Here is an 18995-nt window from a genome sequence, read left to right as displayed (position 1 = left end):
GTCACCGGTACAATACCGAGAACTTGCCAATCAGTTAGCAGCTTAATTTAGTTGTCCAAACTTGTGGGTTCACTTCAGATTGAAATTATCAATCGACCGGCTTTTTAAAACTAGTCTTAAGAAATCAAAACTAAATCATCATCAGCACTGAATGGATTGTCCATATCAATGTGATCATAGAACAAGATGCCATGTAAATGATCAATTTCATGTTGGCATACGATAGCAGGGTAATTCTTTAACCGAATCTTCTTTTGTTCACCCGCAGTATTGTAATATCGTAATGTAATCCGATCGTGGCGGACCACGTAGCCAGGAATATCACGGTCAACGGATAAGCAACCTTCGCCTTCAGTTAAGGCGCCAGGTTGAACGGAATGGCTAACGATAACTGGGTTAATAATAACGTCTTTAAAGACTGGTGCCGCATTTTCATCTTCCCCAGGTACTAAGACAGCAGCCATTTGTTTGGAAACGTCAACTTGTGGTGCGGCTAAACCAACACCAGCCCGTAAGCCATAACGCTTGGCTAACTCAGGGTCTTGACTGTTTTCCAAATATTCCATCATATCAGTAGCGAGTTTTTGATCCTCAGCACTTAATGGAAACTTAACGGGTTTTGCTTCGTCCCGCAATGTATGGTTACCTTCACGGATGATATCTTTCATCTTGATCAACGCAAATTACCTCCAAAATGATTCTGTCATTGGAACTAGCATAGCAGTTCACACATTAAAATAAGTTTAGCATATCTAAAAATGAAAGAGTAGCAAGAATCACGAAAAAGTCATGAAAGCGAGCTAAATTGGTTAATGAAAAAGTTCACAATCATTTTAGCTAAAAAACCGTTATTTCGCGATTTGAAAGGGCTTGCAAAAAATGAAAGTGAATGGTAAATTAGACTTGTAATTATGAAAACGATTACGAGCAAAGGTAAGCCACCTTTAGCCCGTACGTTCATGAAAGGGATGTGTCATTTATGGACAACGAACAACCAATTGTCGATTTTAGTGCGATCCGGGATGCACTTGGCAACGATTTTAAACCGGTGCAAGTTATTGATGGTCAAGCTAAGGTAGTCAAACCAGAAATTGTCTCTAAATATTCAAATGATCAATTAGTCGATTTCTTAAAACTAATGATCTGGGAGCGGACGTTACATCAACGCTCTAACGCCTTAACCCGGCAAGGTCGGTTAGGGTTCTACGCCCCAACAGAAGGTCAAGAAGCCAGTGAAATGGGTAGTAATTCAGCCATGAAGTCAACCGATTTCTTGATGCCAGCTTATCGAGATATCCCACAGTTGATTCAACATGGGTTACCGGTTTATAAAGCCTTCCTTTGGTCACGTGGACACGTCTTAGGTAATGAATATCCAGAAGACTTGCAAGCAATGCCACCACAAATCATTATTGGCGCACAATACATTCAAGCCGCTGGGGTCGCTTTAGGGATCAAGAAGAACGGTACTGAAGATAAAGTTGCGTACACTTACACCGGTGATGGTGGGACGTCGCAAGGGGACTTCTATGAAGGTATGAACTTTGCCGGTGCCTTCCAAGCACCAGCAGTCTTCATCGTTCAAAATAATGGTTATGCGATCTCAGTACCACGTCGCAAACAAACTGCAGCTAAGACGTTGGCACAAAAAGCAGTTGCAGCAGGTATTCCAAGCGTTCAAGTTGATGGGATGGACTTCTTAGCTGTTCATGAAGTCACCAAAGCTGCGCGTGAATATGCAGCTGCTGGTAACGGCCCAGTCATGATCGAAACCTTGACTTACCGATTTGGTCCACATACGAACGCTGGGGATGATCCTAAACGTTATCGGACTAAAGATGAAGAACAACCTTGGTTTGACAATGATCCATTGATTCGTTATCGCAAATACTTGACTGAACAAGGTGTTTGGTCAGAAGACTTAGAAAACGAATACGTGGAACAAGTGAAAGCCGACATCAAAGCTGCGGTTAAGCAAGCCGATGATGCGCCTAAACAAAAAATGACCGAATTTTTGGAAAATGTTTTTGAAGAACAACCACAAAACATTCAACAACAAATTACGGAATATCAAGCAAAGGAGTCGAAGTAACATGTCAAAGAAAACGTATATTCAAGCGATTACTGATGCACTTCGATTAGAATTAGGGTCGGATGATAAGACCTTACTTTTCGGTGAAGACGTTGGTAAAAACGGTGGGGTTTTCCGCGCCACTGATGGTCTCCAAGCTGAATTTGGCGAAGACCGTGTTTTCGATACTCCTTTAGCTGAATCAGGTATTGGCGGGTTATCCATTGGGTTAGCACTAGAAGGCTTCCGCCCAATTCCTGAAATCCAATTTTTAGGCTTCATTTTTGAAACCTTAGATTCGATTGCTGGTCAAATGTCACGGGAACGTTTCCGGACTGGTGGGACACGGCATATGCCAATTACGATTCGGTCACCATATGGTGGTGGGACGCATACCCCAGAAATGCACGCCGACTCCTTAGAAGGTTACTTAGCGCAAATCCCTGGTTTACGGGTGGTTACCCCATCTAATCCATATGATGCTAAAGGGTTGTTGATCTCATCGATTCGTAACAATGACCCCGTTTTCTTCCTTGAAAACTTAAAACTTTATCGGTCAATGAAAGCGGATATTCCAGATGAAGCTTATACGGTACCGTTAGATAAAGCAGCGGTTGTCCGCGAAGGGACCGATATTTCCTTATTTGCTTACAGTGCGCAAGTTAACCAATCACTTAAAGTGGCTGAAAAGCTTGAAAAAGAAGGCCTTTCAGTTGAAGTTGTTGACTTACGGACCTTATCACCACTTGATGAAGACACCATTCTCAAATCAGTTGAAAAGACTGGTCGGGCGGTTGCGATTCAAGAAGCCCAACGGCAAGCTGGGATTGCAGCGAATGTTGCTTCATTAATTGCTGAAAAGGGTGCCTTATACTTGAGCGCACCAGTTGGTCGGGTTTCAGCACCAGATACCATTTATCCATTTGGGTTAGCCGAAGACGATTGGCTCCCAGCTGAAGACGACATCGAAGCAAAGACCCGCGAAATTTTAAACTACTAATTATTTTGCGGCATTGAAAAACAACCGTGCGCGGTTGCTATGAAAGGAAGTTATCCAATGGCTTACGAGTTTAAGTTACCAGAGCTTGGTGAAGGTCTTGAAGAAGGCGAAATTGCATCATGGCTCGTAAAACCTGGTGATGAAGTCAAGGAAGACGATTCATTAGTTGAAATTCAAAATGATAAATCCGTTGAAGAATTACCATCACCTGTTGATGGTAAGATTATTGAAATTTTAATTCCAGAAGGCGAAACCGCTAAAATTGGCGATGTGATTGTGACCATCGATGATGGTTCTGGCGAAAATGCTGCCCCAGCGGCAAAACCAGCTGCTGAAAATGCAACCGCTGACAAGCCCGCTGCACCTGCGGCAGCACCAACTGCTACTAGTGACAATGCGCCAATCGTGGCTGCTGATCCTAACAAACGGATCTTAGCCATGCCATCTGTACGTCAATATGCTCGGGATAAAGATATCGACATTAGTTTGGTTACCCCAAGTGGGGCACATGGTCAAATTACCAAGCAAGATATTGATAACTATACCGGTGCACCAACGGCAACTGGCAGTCAAGCGGCCGCTCCGGCTGCACCTGCTGAAACAGCAGCGCCAGTTGAAGCTGCTCCAGCACCAGTTAAACCTTACGTTTCAGATACGCCAGAACTTGAAACTCGCGAAAAGATGACCCCAATTCGGAAGGCCATTTCAAAAGCGATGGTTAATAGTAAACATACGGCGCCACATGTTACCTTATTTGATGAAGTTGAAGTGAGTGCGTTAATGGCACATCGTAAGAAGTACAAGGCGCTTGCACTTGAACGCGATATTCACTTAACTTTCTTACCATACTTTGTTAAGGCAATGGTTGCCGTGTTGCAACAATTCCCAGAATTCAATGCGTCAATTGACGATGCGAATAAAGAAATTGTTTACAAACATTACTATAATGTTGGGGTTGCAACGGATACTGATCGGGGCTTGCTAGTACCAAATATCAAGCATGCCGAAGGTAAAGGCTTGTTTGCAATTGCCAAGGAAATCACTGACAACACCCAAAAAGCTTACGATGGCAAGTTGAAGGCTAACGAAATGAGCGGCGGTTCAATTACCATTAGTAATATCGGTTCAATCGGTGGTGGCTGGTTTACGCCAGTTATCAACCAACCAGAAGTTGCAATTTTAGGTGTTGGTCGGATCGGTAAAGAACCATACGTCAATGAAGATGGCGAAATTGTCGTTGGCAAGATGCAAAAGTTGTCATTGAGTTTTGATCATCGTTTGATTGATGGCGCAACAGCACAAAAAGCAATGAACTTATTGAAGTCCTTGTTACATGATCCAGAATTATTGTTGATGGAAGGATGAGGTCAGAATGGTTGTAGGAGATTTTGCTGAAGAACGCGATACAATTATCGTCGGCGCGGGCCCTGGTGGTTACGTGGCTGCAATTCGGGCCGCAGAACTCGGTCAAAAAGTCATGATCGTTGAAAAAGAACATATTGGTGGGGTCTGCTTAAATGTCGGCTGTATTCCATCAAAAGCTTTAATTAGCGCCGGTCATCGGTTACAAGAAGCTAAAGACAGTAAAATCTTTGGCATTAAGAACATTCAAGACCCAGTGCTAGATTTTAAAGTTACCCAAGACTGGAAGGATCATCAAGTGGTCGACCGGTTAACTGGTGGGGTTGCCATGTTATTAAAGAAGCATAAAGTGGAAGTTGTTACTGGCGAAGCTTACATGCATGATAACCACACGTTGCGGGTGATGAATGGTGATCATACTGGTCAAACGTATAAATTTGAACATTTAATTTTGGCGACCGGTTCACGGCCAGTTGAAATTCCTGGTTTTAAGTTTAATGGTCGGGTCGTTGACTCAACTGGTGGGTTGAACTTACCAGAAGTACCAAAAGAATTAGTTGTGATCGGTGGGGGCTATATCGGTTCTGAATTAGCCGGTGCCTATGCGAACTTAGGTGCTCACGTCACAATCTTAGAAGGTACACCACAAATCTTACCGAACTTTGAAAAAGACATGGTGCAATTAGTACTGAAGAACTTCAAAGCTAAAGGTGTCGATGTGGTGACTAACGCCATGGCTAAAAACTCGGAACAAGATGATAACGGTGTGACTGTAACTTATGAAGTTGATGGTAAGGAACAAGAAATCCATGCTGATTATGTCATGGTTACGGTTGGTCGCCGTCCTAATACGGATGACATGGGCTTGGAATACACCGATGTTAAATTGACTGACCGTGGCTTGATCGAAGTCGACGCGCAAGGACGCACGGCTGCTGAAGATATCTTTGCCATTGGTGATATTGTGGCTGGGCCTGCATTGGCGCATAAAGCATTCGCTGAAGGCAAAGTGGCAGCTGGCGCTATCAGTGGCAAGAAGACCGCTAACGACTATGTTTCGGTACCAGCAGTTTGCTTCACTGATCCTGAGTTGGCAACGGTCGGCATGACGAAAGCTGAAGCTGAAAAGGCTGGCTTAAAAGTGACGGCTTCGAAGTTCCCATTTGCTGGAAATGGCCGGGCGATTTCCTTAAATTCAATGGACGGATTCTTCCGTTTAGTGACAACTAAGGATGAAGGCACTGTTGTTGGTGCCCAAATTGCTGGTCCAGGTGCGAGTGACTTGATTTCTGAATTAAGTGTTGCCGTTAATGGTGGCCTTAATGCTGAAGATTTGGCCTTGACCATCCATCCACATCCAACCTTGGGCGAAGTTGTCCAAGAAGCCGCGGATGCAGCCATGGGTTACCCAACGCATATTTAACAAGTTTCATTGGAATAGGTCTAGGTTAGAATGAAAAAAGTTTGTGTCGATCATGCGGCACAAACTTTTTTTGTTTTAACCAAACTTAAGAATTCCGCAATCGACCGTGAACTGGCGCTTATGTTACAAAAGCTTAAGCTTTTTCTTAACATTTACTTGAAATCCTTGACAGCTTAGGTACAATAATTAGCGAAGGTTGGGAGGGATTTCATGAACAATACAGTTATTATTCGTGGATTATTCGAATTCGTACAACAACTCATTTTAATCGCCATGGCAAAAGACTTGCCATTGACCTTGATCGTCGCGACCGATGCTGATGAAACACCACGGTATCAATCCTTAATTACCGCTAGCACCGCCTGTCGCCAATTCTCATTACTCGCTAAAGCTAAACCAGATTATTCGCAAGCCGATAGTTTAATTATTGGCAACCTCGTGCCGCTGGCTGCGGACGGGGATGCTGAAGCCGACTTACGGGCAACATTGCCATTATTCCGTCAATTTGTAAATGCCGCGATGGCGGCTGGCTTCAATGGTAAGTTATTACTGACTGGCAGCAATGATGCTGTTTTAAGCGTGCTAGCAGCACGTTTCAGCGGTATTGACCATCAACGGGTCTTAGGACTCGGGACCTTACCACAAAGCCGCTTATTGGAGCAATTATTGCAGAATCAGCTGAATGTCGGTACGCATGATGTGCATGCGTTTGTTGTTGGAACCGCACAAGCCCATTTAATTTCATGGAGCCGGTCATATATCGGTCCGGCACCGGTACTGACTTATGTGGCTAACCAAGATACCAGTTTTGGGGCTGAAGCAATGGCTGCCGACCAAGATAAGGTCGATGACCCCGCAATTGTTACCAATCAAACCTTGAGTGTGTTAGCATTAGTACAAGTTCTAAGTGCATTTTATCAGCACCAGCCGTTCATTGGCACCGTTACCAATGTGCAAACGGGCGCTGATGGCCAACAAGTTGGGTTAGCGTCACCAGTGCTAATTAGTGCCAATGGCATTAAACGCTTGGCTGATGTCGTGTTATCTGATGAAGAACAAAAAGAATATGCTGTAATCGCCGCCCAAGTTCGTCAAGATTTGGACCGCGTCGCAGCGGGGGAGTTTGAACAAGATGACGACCAATGAAAATTATCAATATCCACTTGATGAAACTTGGACCACGGCTGAAATCATCACTGTGACTCATTTTTATCAATTAATTGAAGCGGCTAATGAAAGCACAGTCGCCAAAGCGGATTTATTAGCAGCTTACCGGGCATTCAAGATGGTTGTCCCTGCGAAATCCATGGAAAAACAACTCTCGCGGGAATTTGAAGCCGCTTCGGGTTATAGCATCTATCACACGATGCAAACTGCGCAAACGACGACTAAGGCCCGGGTTCGCTATCGAGGTTAGGTGACCGATGTGGAAAAACAAGCATTAGAACAATTAAACCAAGCAGTGCAAGTTTTATTAAAAGATGCGCGTACCCAAGTGTTAGCAGCCATGGGTCAAACGTTAACCATTGACGAAAAGACCAGTCGCAAAGATTTGGTGACTAACGTTGATCGTAGTAACGAGAACTTTTTAGTGCAACGGCTACGACAACTGGATCCGCAAGCGCGCATTTTAGCTGAAGAAGGTCTTGGTGATCAAGTCGAAACCTTAGCAGGGCATGTCTGGATCGTAGACCCGATTGATGGCACCATGAATTTTGTGCATCAACGGAATCACTTTGCGATGATGATTGGGTTGTACATCGACGGTGAGCCAACGTTGGGTTATATTTATGACGTGATGGCCGATAAGTTGTATGCTGGCGGGCCAATTGTTGGCGTAACGTTAAATGAGCGACCGTTACCGGCACCGCGTGACGCCCCATTAGCTGAGGGCTTATTTGGTGCTAGTGGCCCACTATTGATTCACAATAAATATCAGATGCAGACGATTGCCCAAACGAGTCTAGGTCCACGGATTTTAGGCAGTGCCGGGGTTCAGATTAGCCAAGTTTTGGCTGGCGAATTAGTCGGTTACTTGTCATATTTACGGCCGTGGGATTTTGCAGCGGGACGCGTCTTAGCTGAAAGTCTTGGCCTAGTTGTGTCGCAAGTTGACGGCACGCCAGTAAATATGTTATCATCTGGTGCTGTACTAGTAGCAACTAAGAGTGCGCAACGTGCTATTTTGGCAATCGTCAAGTAAACGGTGTGACTGTGACCCAAATGTCACAGTTTTTTTATGCCAAGGCATGAAAGCCAATGAAAACGGCGTTACGAGTTAATTAGCGCGCACAAGTAACTTGATAGTAGCGCCGGTTTGTATTAATATATGTAAGATTTCTGCCGTTAAAAATAACGGTTTGAATTTTTGAAGGATGAAAGGAAGATCAATTTTGAAATTTAGAGATGATATCCGCAACATTGCCATTATTGCCCACGTTGACCACGGTAAAACAACCTTAGTTAACGAAATGCTTAAGCAATCGGATACCCTTGATGAACACGTCCAGATTGGTGATCGGGCGATGGACACTAATGCAATCGAAAAGGAACGCGGTATCACGATCCTTTCTAAGAACACGGCCGTTCGTTATGGCGACAAACAAATCAACATTTTGGATACGCCAGGACATGCCGATTTCGGTGGTGAAGTTGAACGTATCATGCGTATGGTTGACGGGGTCTTATTAGTTGTCGACGCGTTTGAAGGGACAATGCCACAAACCCGCTTCGTTTTGAAGAAGGCTTTGGAACAACATTTAACCCCAATCGTCGTTATCAACAAGATCGACCGTCCTGGTGCGCGTCCTGAAGAAGTTGTGGATGAAGTCTTAGACTTATTCATCGAATTAGGTGCGGACGAATCACAATTAGACTTCCCAGTTGTTTATGTTTCAGCTTTAAATGGGACTTCAAGTTACGAATCAGACCCTGCTAAGCAAGAACATACGATGAAGCCTGTCTTTGATACGATCATCAAGACGATCCCAACGCCAATTGACAACTCTGATGAACCATTACAATTCCAAGTTGCCATGTTAGACTACAACGATTATGTTGGTCGGGTTGGTATTGGTCGGGTCTTCCGTGGGACCATGAAGGTCGGCGATAATGTTACTGTTATGAAGCTTGACGGTAGCAAGAAGAACTTCCGTGTAACCAAGTTATTTGGGTTCTTCGGGTTACAACGTTTGGAAATCAACGAAGCCCATGCTGGTGACTTAGTTGCCGTTTCCGGGATGGAAGATATCAACGTTGGTGAAACTGTTGCTGATTCAGCACATCCAGAAGCATTGCCAATCTTACGGATTGACGAACCAACGTTACAAATGACCTTTGGGACGAACTCATCACCATTTGCCGGCCAAGACGGTAAATTCGTGACCGCTCGTCAATTGGAATTACGTTTGAAATCAGAACTTGAAACCGATGTTTCGTTGCGGGTTGAAGATACTGACGAACCTGGTTCATGGGTTGTTTCTGGTCGTGGGGAATTGCATTTGTCAATCTTAATCGAAACGTTACGGCGTGAAGGTTATGAATTACAAGCATCTCGTCCAGAAGTTATCTATCGTGACGTTGAAGGTGTTCGGAGCGAACCATTCGAATCTGTTCAAATCGATACGCCAGACGAATATACGGGTGCCATCATTGATACCTTGTCACAACGTAAGGGTGAAATGAAGAACATGGAAAGTACTGGTAACGGCCAAACTCGTTTGACCTTCTTAGCACCTTCTCGTGGTTTAATTGGTTACTCAACTGAATTCTTGTCATTAACGCGTGGTTACGGGATCATGAACCATACCTTCTCGAAATACATGCCTGAAATCAAGAACTGGAACCCTGGTCGTCGTAACGGTGCCTTAGTTTCAATCAACCAAGGTAAGACAACGACTTATGCCACAATGGGTATCGAAGACCGTGGGACGATTTTTGTCGACCCAGGTACTGATGTCTATGAAGGGATGATTGTTGGTCAAAACAGCCGTGAAAATGATATTTCAGTTAATATCACTAAGGGTAAGAACATGACCAACGTGCGTTCATCAAACAAGGATTTAACTGCTACAATCAAGACGCCAACTCACTTGACGCTTGAAGAATCACTTGAATTCTTGAACAGCGATGAATATTGCGAAATCACACCAGATCACGTTCGTTTACGTAAGCAAATCTTGAACACGAACTCACGTGAAAAAGAAGCTAAGAAACGTAAAATGAACAAGTAATTTAAACTTGATTATTAAAAAAAGCCTGACCAACATTGTTGGTTTAGGCTTTTTTTGTAGGGTCAATTTGGTTCGTAATTTAACTGAAATTTCAAAGTTAGCCTGAATTGGTGAAAGTGAAGATTTGATTAAATGTTCGGTTTGACCAGGGACTAGATGGTTCCTAATAATGACCGTGAAAACTACTGTAAACTGAATCGGGGCTAAGATTAAAAAATTAAAAACTAACCACAAATTAATGATTTCACAGGTTGTGACAATTCGGACTATGCTATAATTGTTGCAAGCGAGTTTTATTAAAACCATTAATTAATGGTGCGATTTGAGGAATGGTTAAATGCTGGATGGAGGGATTTACAGGTCATGTTTAAGGCCATTTATCGGCAGGCACACTATTTAGATTATCTCATCTTAATTCCGTACTTTATTTTAAGTGGGATTGGGATCGTGATGGTGTATTCGGCCAGTTCGTATGTCGCAGCTAATAACGGCTCATCGCCGACGAGTTATTTAATTCGGCAATGTATGTGGGTGATTATCGGCTTGATGATAACGATGTTTATGCTTGCGATTAATTTGCAGTTCTTTAAGCAAATTGGCTTTTGGAGCATACTCGGGGTCGGCATGTTGCTCGTCTTATTGTTATTGCGGATGTTTGGGACATCTATCAATGGGGCGGCGGGCTGGATCGTTTTAGGGCCCGTGTCAATTCAACCGGCCGAATTTTGTAAGTTTTATCTAATTGTGTATTTAGCGGCGATCGTGGATCGGCGTGAGCGTCAATTAGGCACCGTTAAGTTACGGGACTTAAACTCGCAACTCGTATTAATGGCAATTATGATCTTCTTAATCGTGATTCAACCCGATTTCGGGGGAGCGTCGATTAATTTAGCAATTGCTGCGGTGATTTTATTTGCCAGTGGGATGTCGTATTTTATTGGGGTCGGTTCGTTTGCGGCAGTTGTCATGGGCTTTGAATGGATTTTAGTTCCATTGATCAGCCACTTGCCACAAAAGGTTTTATCTGATCATTACCAACTACGCCGCTTTATTGGGTTTATGAACCCATTTACGACCGCGTCAGGTGATGGGGCCCAACTGGTGAATTCTTATTATGCCATCTCAAATGGTGGCTTAACCGGCGTCGGGATTGGGAATAGCTTGCAAAAACGCGGCTATTTACCAGAACCGAACACCGACTTTATTATGTCAATTACCGCTGAAGAACTCGGTTTAATCGGGATCTTATTGATAATGGTGTTACTGGCTGTTATCGTGATGCGGGTGATTTATATTGGCGTACGCTCCTCGAGTACGTTCAATACGTTGGTTTGTTACGGGGTAGCCGCTTTTATGACTATCCAGGCCTTTATCAATGTTGGTGGGATCGTTGGTTTGATCCCAATTACTGGGGTTACTTTCCCGTTCATGAGTTACGGGGGGTCCAGTATGATGGTTTTAACGTTGTCACTCGGGTTAGTGTTAAACATTGCGGCGCGTGAAAAGCGTCATCGTTTAACCGCTGTTCGTCAAGAAAGTTAAGCTTATCTAATTTGGAAATGAGGGAATTCTGGTGAAAAAAGTATTAATTGCTAACCGTGGTGAAATTGCAACGCGGGTTATCCGGGCGTGTCATGAACTCGGCATGCAAACCGTTGCGATTTATGCCAAAGAAGATGAATTTTCTGTTCACCGTTTTAAGGCTGATGAAGCGTACTTGGTCGGTGAAGGCCTGGCACCAATTGCCGCTTACTTAGATATTGAAGACATTATTCGGATTGCTAAAGAAAATCATGTGGATGCGATCCATCCTGGTTATGGCTTTTTAGCAGAAAACGCCACTTTTGCGCGGCGTTGTGCGGAAGAAGGGTTGACCTTTGTGGGGCCAACGCCAGAACAATTGGAAATGTTTGGGGATAAGATCACCGCTAAACAAGTGGCACAAGATGCTGGTGTTCAAACGATTCCAAGTACATTACATCCTGTTCAAAGCTTAAATGAAGCCCTTCAATTCACCCAAAAGTATGGCTTTCCAATTATGATTAAAGCTGCCATGGGTGGTGGTGGCCGTGGGATGCGGATCGTGCATGAAGCTTCTGAATTACAAGAAGCCTTTGATCGGGCTCGTTCTGAAGCGATGCAGTCTTTTGGCGACGACGAAATTTACTTAGAAAAATTTATTGCGCATCCTAAGCACATTGAAGTGCAGATTTTAGGGGATGCCCATGGTAATGTGATGCATTTATTCGAACGGGACTGTTCCGTCCAACGGCGGAATCAGAAGGTCATTGAATTTGCACCAGCCGTGGCATTGCCAATTGAATTACGGCAAAAGATTTGTAATGCGGCGGTTGAATTAATGAAGAGCGTGCATTACTTGAACGCGGCGACCGTTGAATTCTTAGTTGAAGGCGATCAATTCTATTTCATGGAAGTTAACCCACGGGTCCAAGTTGAACACACGGTTACTGAAATGATTACCGAAATCGATATTGTGCATGCCCAATTAAAGATTGCCCAAGGCGGCGATTTGTTTGAAGACTTGCATTTGCCACACCAAGATGCGTTAACGTATAAAGGTGCAGCGATTCAATGTCGGGTTACGACCGAAGACCCAGCCAATGATTTTATGCCTGATACTGGCCGAATTGAGACATACCGGTCACCAGGTGGTAATGGCGTGCGGTTAGACGCGGGTAATACGTATTCTGGGGCCATTGTGACACCATACTTTGACTCATTGTTAGTTAAAGCTTGTGTCGTTGCCCGGAACTTTAAAGCGGCCGTGCATAAGATGCGTCGGGTCTTAACTGAATTTGATATTCGTGGGGTTAAGACGAACATTCCGTTCATGTTAAACGTGATCGATGACCCAACGTTCCAGGCTGGAGAAGCTAGCACCCGGTTTATTGATCAAAAACCAGAACTCTTCAAGTTCCCAGATGACACACAACAAGAAGATAAGATGTTGAAGTACATTGGGAATGTGACGGTTAACGGTTTTGCTGATGTGGCGCAACATTCAAAGAAGTACTATCCAGACGTTGAATTCAAGGATGACTTTAAGCCAATTGCCAAAGATATCGTGACTGCTAAGGATGTCTTAGATGCTAAAGGGGTTACGGGTCTTCAAAGTTGGTTATTAGATCAAAAAGAAGTCTTGCTAACGGATACCACGATGCGGGATGCCCATCAAAGTTTATTTGCGACGCGGATGCGGACTAAAGATATGTTGGCGGTCGCCGAAGCCTCTCAAAAAGCTTTACCGCAATTATTCTCATATGAAATGTGGGGCGGGGCGACCTTTGATGTGGCTTATCGCTTCTTGAATGAAAATCCTTGGGATCGGTTGAAAAAGTTACGTCAAGCCATGCCACGGACTTTATTCCAAATGTTATTCCGTGGCAGTAATGCTGTCGGGTACCAAAACTACCCCGATAACGTCATTCGTGAATTTATTTTGGAATCAGCGCAAAGTGGGATTGATGTTTTCCGGATCTTTGACAGTTTGAACTGGGTACCGCAGATGGAAAAGAGTATCCAAGCGGTCAAAGAAACAGGGAAGATTGCTGAAGGGACGATTTGTTATACCGGCGATATTATGGACCCTAATCGGCAAAAATATGACTTGGCTTATTACAAGCAGTTAGCCTTAGATTTGCAATCAACCGGGGCTGATATTATTGCGATTAAGGATATGGCAGGGGTCTTGAAGCCTGAAGGGGCTTATGAACTTGTTTCGACCTTAAAGGACGCCCTAGATGTGCCCGTGCACCTGCATACCCACGATACGACTGGTAATGGGATCTTTACCTATGCCCGCGCTGTTGAAGCTGGGGTCGATGTCGTGGATGTTGCTGCCAGTGCACTATCGGGGACGACTAGTCAACCATCAATGAGTTCCCTATATTATGCGTTGGCACATAATGATCGGCAACCGGATGTGGATATTAATAACGTTGAAACCATCAACCGCTACTGGCAAGGGGTTCGGCCTTATTATCAAGACTTCTCCAATGGGATGACTGGGCCACAAACGGATATTTATCAAACACAAATGCCTGGTGGTCAATATTCAAACTTACAACAACAAGCGAAGGCTGTTGGGTTAGGCGACCGTTGGGAAGAAGTTAAGGATATGTATGCGACGGTCAATGACATGTTTGGTGATATCATTAAGGTTACCCCAAGTTCCAAAGTGGTTGGTGACATGGCCTTGTTTATGATGGAAAATGATTTAACACCAGATGATGTTTATGATCATGGCGGTAAGTATGATTTCCCAGATTCTGTGATCAACTTCTTTGCCGGTAATATTGGGCAACCAGTTGGCGGCTTCCCAAAGAAGTTGCAGAAGATTATTTTAAAGGATCACAAACCATTGACGGTTCGACCAGGCAGTTTGGCCAAGCCAGCTGATTTTGCCGCAACTAAGACTGAATTGGCTAAGTTAGTAGGTCATGAACCAAATCATCAAGAAGTTTTGAGTTATATTTTATATCCGAAAGTCTTCTTAGATTATCAAGCCGAACACAAGCAATACGGCCATGTTTCCTTATTAGATACACCAACCTTCTTCCAAGGTATGCGGTTAGGTGAAACGGTTAATATTGAATTGGCGCAAGGTAAGACAATGATCGTTAAGTTGAACCAATTGAGTGATCCTGATGTGGATGGGATTCGGACCTTATACTTTAGTATCAATGGTCAGAATCAAGAAATCACGGTTAAGGATAACGCTGTTCATCAAACAGCTTCTAGCACAAGAAAAGCTGAACCAACGAATGAAAATGAAGTTGGGGCAACGATGAGTGGCTCAGTCTTGAAACTCTTAGTTAAGAAGGGTGATACGGTCAAGAAGGGGCAACCAATGATTGTTACTGAAGCAATGAAGATGGAAACCACCATTCAAGCACCTGAAGATGGCATCATCGAACATGTTTATGTTAGTGGCGGTGATGTTATTCAAACCGATGACTTGTTAATTGAAATTACGCCGCAATAATGACGGTGTGACCCGCGATTAAGTTCGCGGGTCTTTTTTTAACCCTGCTAGTTGACGAACTTGCCAATCTAGCCTAACATTTAAAAGATAGTAGAAAGAGGTGGCAGCACGATGGAATTTACCGTTAAACCGCGCCGCGCATTAATTGTTTATTTACACTCAATGAAACAAGTACGCCAATTAAAACGCTTTGGCACGATTCAATACCAGTCGCGAAAAATGCACTATGTGGTTTTATATTTAGATGAAGCACAAGTTCAACCCGCGACAGTGAAATTGAATAAATTAAATTTTGTCCGCCGAGTGGAACCGTCTTATCGGCCGGATATTGATATGAACTTTGGTGAACGCGTCGACCGCGGGTTCTTTAAACCGCAGGCCGGCATCGATAGCGAAGAGGATGATTAAAGTTGGTGACTAACGAATGCGAATTGTAGCAGGTGATTTTGGAGGCCGGCGTTTAAAAGCCGTGCCAGGCATGCAGACCCGGCCGACGACTGATAAGGTTAAAGAAGCCCTATTTAACATTATTGGGCCTTATTTTGATGGCGGCCAGTCATTAGATATGTTTGCTGGTAGTGGTGGTTTGAGTATTGAAGCGGTCTCGCGCGGCGTTGACCATGCGGTTTTGATTGACCGTCAGTATCAGGCCATTAAAACGATTAAAGACAACATTGCAGTGACCAAAGCTGCGGATCGGTTTGAAGTGATTAAAGGGGATGCTGAACGGACTTTAGAACGTCTCGCCCAACAAAACCAGCATTTTGATTTATTATTTTTAGATCCACCCTATGCGAAACAAAAAATCGTGGCGGATATTTTAAAATGCCAAGACTTAGGTTTGCTAAATCCGGCATGTCGGGTCATTTGTGAAACGGATACGCATGCTGCGTTGACCGACGATATTCCTGGATTTAAGATGACGCGGCAACAAGACTATGGTATTACTGTGATTACGGTATATCAAAAACAGGAAGTGGGTGACCACGCATGACAATCGCTGTTTTTCCAGGCAGCTTTGATCCAGTAACCCGTGGTCATCTTGACTTGATTAAACGTGCAAGTCGGTTATTTGACCACTTAATTGTGGCAGTGATGGTCAATACGAGTAAGCAGCCTTTGTTTACGATGGCTGAAAAGGTGGCGATGATTCAAGCAGAAGTCGCCACTTTAACAAATGTTGAAGTCAAAGCAGCAACCGGTTTAACGGTTGAGTTTATGGCGCAAGAACATGCGACCGCATTAGTTCGTGGGTTGCGCAACGAACAAGACTTTGGTTATGAGCGTGATATTGCGTGGATGAATCAATCTTTGAATGCTGAAATTGAAACCGTTTGTTTAGTGGCACGACCACCATATGCGTACTTCTCATCAAGTTTGATTAAAGAAGTTGGTAAGATGGGTGCCGATATTCATCAATATGTGCCCGATGCGGTTGCCGAAAAACTCCAAGCACGATTAATGGCACGTCGTCATGACTAAGTTACGACGGTTATTACGTCAATATTGGGTAGCCTTAGTCGCAATTATCGTCATTTTAGGCTTGTTCTTGATCCCACTGCCTTATTATATTGAAGGTCCCGGGAGTGCCAACAATCTAAAGTCTTTTGTCACGATCAAAGGGCATCCAGATAAGCGTGCTGGTAAATTCATGTTGACGTCGGTGTTAATGGCACCAGCACGACCGATTACGTGGTTATATGCGCAATTAAATCCGCATTATTCAGTCGTTTCAGCCGCTGAGGTCACGGGTGGTCAAGATAATGCGACTTATGATAAAGTGCAAGCTTTTTATATGCGCAGTGCGACGAACGAAGCTATCGCCACCGCATATCAAGCCGCCCATGCAAGTTATCACAAGACTTATCGGGGGATTTATGTGCTTGAGGTGGAAAAGCAATCTAAGTTTAAGTCGGCAATCAAAGTTGGCGATACGATTACTAAAGTGAATGGGCATCATTTTAGCAATGCCCAAGGCTATCAGCGCTATATTGCCAAACAAGGTGTCGGCAAAAGTGTGACTATCACATATCAACACAATGGTAAGACTAAGACGAAGACTGCGCCGTTGATCAAGCTAACGACCAAGCGAGCAGGTATTGGGATTACGTTGACTGATAATGTGAAAGTCACGACTAAGATTCCGGTTAAAGTTGATCCGGGAGATATTGGTGGGCCATCAGCGGGCTTAATGTTTAGCTTGCAGATTTATCAACAACTAACTAATCAGAATTTGCGACATGGCCGCAAGATTGCTGGTACTGGGACGATTAACCCAGATGGTTCAGTTGGTGAAATCGGTGGGATTGATAAGAAAATTATCGCAGCTAAAAAAGCTGGCGCGACGATTTTCTTTGCCCCGTATGTTAAGCCGACTAAGGCCGTCTTAGCGTTGGAAGAAGACCATCAAACCAATTATCAATTAGCTAAAGCAACGGCTAAAAAATATGCGCCAAATTTAAAGGTCGTTCCGGTGACAACCTTTAAACAAGCTGTACACTATTTAGAAACCCATTAAAGATTTGAGCAATTTGCTTAAATCTTTTTTTGTGCGGAAAAGTAACATTGATAATAATACGTAGCTAAGTGTTGAAAGGGTGATTGAAGGAATGGAAACTAATGTCTTAGCCTGGCTAAAAGCGCATCCGCGGCTGGCGTGGATCTTGGGTGGTGGCGGCGCCATCTTGATGAGTTTGATGGTCATTTTACATCTAGCGCAACGACCGGCGCCAGTGGTGGGCGATGCCGCCTTAGCGAGTAGTCAAGTATTACCAAGTCAAGCAGCTGGTAGTAGTCGTTCATCGGCAACGGCCGCCCCGACTGCAACTCAGCGGGGGGCCGCCGCGACAACTAGTAGTAGCAGTGGTCCAATGTACGTCGATGTTAAGGGCGCGGTTCACCAACCTGGAATTTATCAGGTGAAAGCCTCGATGCGGGTCGCTGATGTCATTGCGATGGCAAAGGGTTTAGCACCTAAGGCCGACCGCTTACAAGTGAATCTAGCTGAAAAGGTGACGGATCAACAAGTCATTTATGTCCCTAAAAAAGGTGAAAAAAGCGCATCAGTAGCTGGAAGCACAACCGGGACCGCTAATAGTAGCGGTCCAGTAGCAACGACAAGTGGCACTAAAACAGCCGCCAGCAGTAGTTCGACTGGTGGTAATGGTGGCACGCAAATCAATTTGAATACCGCTAACGTGACAGAATTACAACAATTGTCGGGCGTGGGACAAAAGAAGGCTGAGAAGATTATTGAATATCGTGATACGCATGATGGTTTTAAGTCGGTCGACGATTTAAAACAAGTGTCTGGGATTGGCGATAAGACGCTTGAAAAGTTTCGTAGTCAGCTGACGGTCTAGTCGCTGGCCTAACAATTTGGTATACTACTGCTATTGAAAGCGAGGCAAAATTAATGAAAGATCAACGAATTCCATGGGATCAATATTTTATGATGCAAGCGGTGTTGTTATCAACGCGGAGTACGTGTGAACGGTTATCTGTTGGGGCAACGATCGTGCGTGATAAACGGATTATTGCAGGTGGCTATAATGGGTCTGTTTCCGGCGATGTGCATTGTATTGACGAAGGGTGTTATTTAGTTGACGGTCATTGTATGCGAACGATCCATGCGGAAATGAACGCGATTTTGCAATGTGCGAAGTTTGGTGCTGCGACGGATGGTGCCGAAATTTATGTGACAGATTTTCCATGTTTGCAATGCACAAAAATGTTGTTGCAAGCTGGGATTACTAAGATTCACTATTTACGTAATTATCATAATGACGATTATGCCATGGCGTTGATCAAACGCAAACAAGTGGCGTTACAACAAGTTGAATTTGATCAAACCGATTTAGATAAGTTGGGACTTGACCAAATTTTATTAAATCACAACTAGG

Annotated in this window: 17 protein-coding genes; 16 read left to right on the top strand and 1 reads right to left on the bottom strand. The window is 44.0% G+C overall.

The annotated features are described in order from the left end of the window. Positions 1 to 116: 116 nt before the first annotated feature. The gene (def, locus tag FFM75_RS12750; RefSeq protein WP_137629545.1) at positions 117 to 677 is read right to left on the bottom strand and encodes a peptide deformylase; all 561 of its coding nucleotides are present in this window, start codon (positions 675 to 677) and stop codon (positions 117 to 119) included. Positions 678 to 979: 302 nt separating this feature from the next. Here def and pdhA point away from each other — a divergent pair, with 302 nt between their 5' ends. The 16 genes from pdhA to FFM75_RS12670 all read left to right on the top strand — a co-directional run bounded on the left by pdhA (position 980) and on the right by FFM75_RS12670 (position 18994). Beyond that, complete coding sequence (gene pdhA, locus FFM75_RS12745) at positions 980 to 2092, top strand: pyruvate dehydrogenase (acetyl-transferring) E1 component subunit alpha (RefSeq protein ID WP_137629544.1); 1113 nt, start codon at positions 980 to 982, stop codon at positions 2090 to 2092. Position 2093: 1 nt separating this feature from the next. Beyond that, the gene (locus tag FFM75_RS12740) at positions 2094 to 3071 is read left to right on the top strand and encodes an alpha-ketoacid dehydrogenase subunit beta (protein ID WP_137629543.1); all 978 of its coding nucleotides are present in this window, start codon (positions 2094 to 2096) and stop codon (positions 3069 to 3071) included. Positions 3072 to 3128: 57 nt separating this feature from the next. After that, complete coding sequence (locus FFM75_RS12735) at positions 3129 to 4436, top strand: 2-oxo acid dehydrogenase subunit E2 (protein WP_137629542.1); 1308 nt, start codon at positions 3129 to 3131, stop codon at positions 4434 to 4436. Between the two features lie 7 nt (positions 4437 to 4443). Next, positions 4444 to 5856, top strand: coding sequence for a dihydrolipoyl dehydrogenase (gene lpdA / locus FFM75_RS12730; protein ID WP_137629541.1), 1413 nt, complete (start codon positions 4444 to 4446; stop codon positions 5854 to 5856). 210 nt (positions 5857 to 6066) lie between these two features. Then, a complete protein-coding gene (locus tag FFM75_RS12725; RefSeq protein ID WP_137629540.1) occupies positions 6067 to 7002 on the top strand; it encodes a lactate dehydrogenase in 936 nt (311 codons plus the stop codon). Then, positions 6989 to 7273, top strand: coding sequence for a UPF0223 family protein (locus FFM75_RS12720; protein ID WP_137629539.1), 285 nt, complete (start codon positions 6989 to 6991; stop codon positions 7271 to 7273). Before FFM75_RS12725 ends, FFM75_RS12720 begins: the two co-directional genes overlap by 14 nt. 9 nt (positions 7274 to 7282) lie before the next feature. After that, positions 7283 to 8059, top strand: a complete 777-nt coding sequence (locus tag FFM75_RS12715; RefSeq protein ID WP_137629538.1) for an inositol monophosphatase family protein — start codon at positions 7283 to 7285, stop codon at positions 8057 to 8059. A gap of 190 nt (positions 8060 to 8249) precedes the next feature. Beyond that, positions 8250 to 10088: a translational GTPase TypA gene (typA, locus tag FFM75_RS12710; protein ID WP_137629537.1), complete on the top strand. Its 1839-nt coding sequence runs from the start codon at positions 8250 to 8252 to the stop codon at positions 10086 to 10088. Positions 10089 to 10463: 375 nt separating this feature from the next. Next, positions 10464 to 11630 (top strand): FtsW/RodA/SpoVE family cell cycle protein, encoded by a 1167-nt coding sequence (locus FFM75_RS12705; protein ID WP_137629549.1) that lies wholly within the window; start codon positions 10464 to 10466, stop codon positions 11628 to 11630. Between the two features lie 31 nt (positions 11631 to 11661). Then, positions 11662 to 15093, top strand: a complete 3432-nt coding sequence (locus FFM75_RS12700; protein WP_137629536.1) for a pyruvate carboxylase — start codon at positions 11662 to 11664, stop codon at positions 15091 to 15093. Positions 15094 to 15204: 111 nt separating this feature from the next. Further along, complete coding sequence (locus FFM75_RS12695; protein ID WP_137629535.1) at positions 15205 to 15501, top strand: YlbG family protein; 297 nt, start codon at positions 15205 to 15207, stop codon at positions 15499 to 15501. A gap of 16 nt (positions 15502 to 15517) precedes the next feature. Next, positions 15518 to 16087, top strand: coding sequence for a 16S rRNA (guanine(966)-N(2))-methyltransferase RsmD (gene rsmD / locus FFM75_RS12690; protein ID WP_137629534.1), 570 nt, complete (start codon positions 15518 to 15520; stop codon positions 16085 to 16087). Beyond that, positions 16084 to 16575 carry a pantetheine-phosphate adenylyltransferase gene (gene coaD / locus FFM75_RS12685; protein WP_137629533.1) on the top strand — a complete coding sequence of 164 codons (492 nt, stop codon included), beginning with the start codon at positions 16084 to 16086 and terminating at the stop codon, positions 16573 to 16575. The genes rsmD and coaD overlap by 4 nt, the downstream gene beginning before the upstream one ends. Next, a complete protein-coding gene (locus FFM75_RS12680) occupies positions 16568 to 17611 on the top strand; it encodes a SepM family pheromone-processing serine protease (RefSeq protein ID WP_137629532.1) in 1044 nt (347 codons plus the stop codon). Before coaD ends, FFM75_RS12680 begins: the two co-directional genes overlap by 8 nt. Before the next feature lie 91 nt (positions 17612 to 17702). Then, entirely contained in the window at positions 17703 to 18455 is a 753-nt protein-coding gene (locus FFM75_RS12675) for a helix-hairpin-helix domain-containing protein (RefSeq protein WP_137629531.1), read from the top strand. 53 nt (positions 18456 to 18508) lie between these two features. Beyond that, complete coding sequence (locus FFM75_RS12670; RefSeq protein ID WP_137629530.1) at positions 18509 to 18994, top strand: ComE operon protein 2; 486 nt, start codon at positions 18509 to 18511, stop codon at positions 18992 to 18994. Position 18995 lies beyond the last annotated feature (1 nt).

The sequence above is a fragment of the Lactiplantibacillus daowaiensis genome (genome assembly GCF_005405085.1).
Classification (GTDB): Bacteria; Bacillota; Bacilli; order Lactobacillales; family Lactobacillaceae; genus Lactiplantibacillus; species Lactiplantibacillus daowaiensis.
The sequence above is the reverse complement of the archived record's forward strand: the minus strand, read 5'-3'. Positions and strand labels throughout refer to the sequence as shown.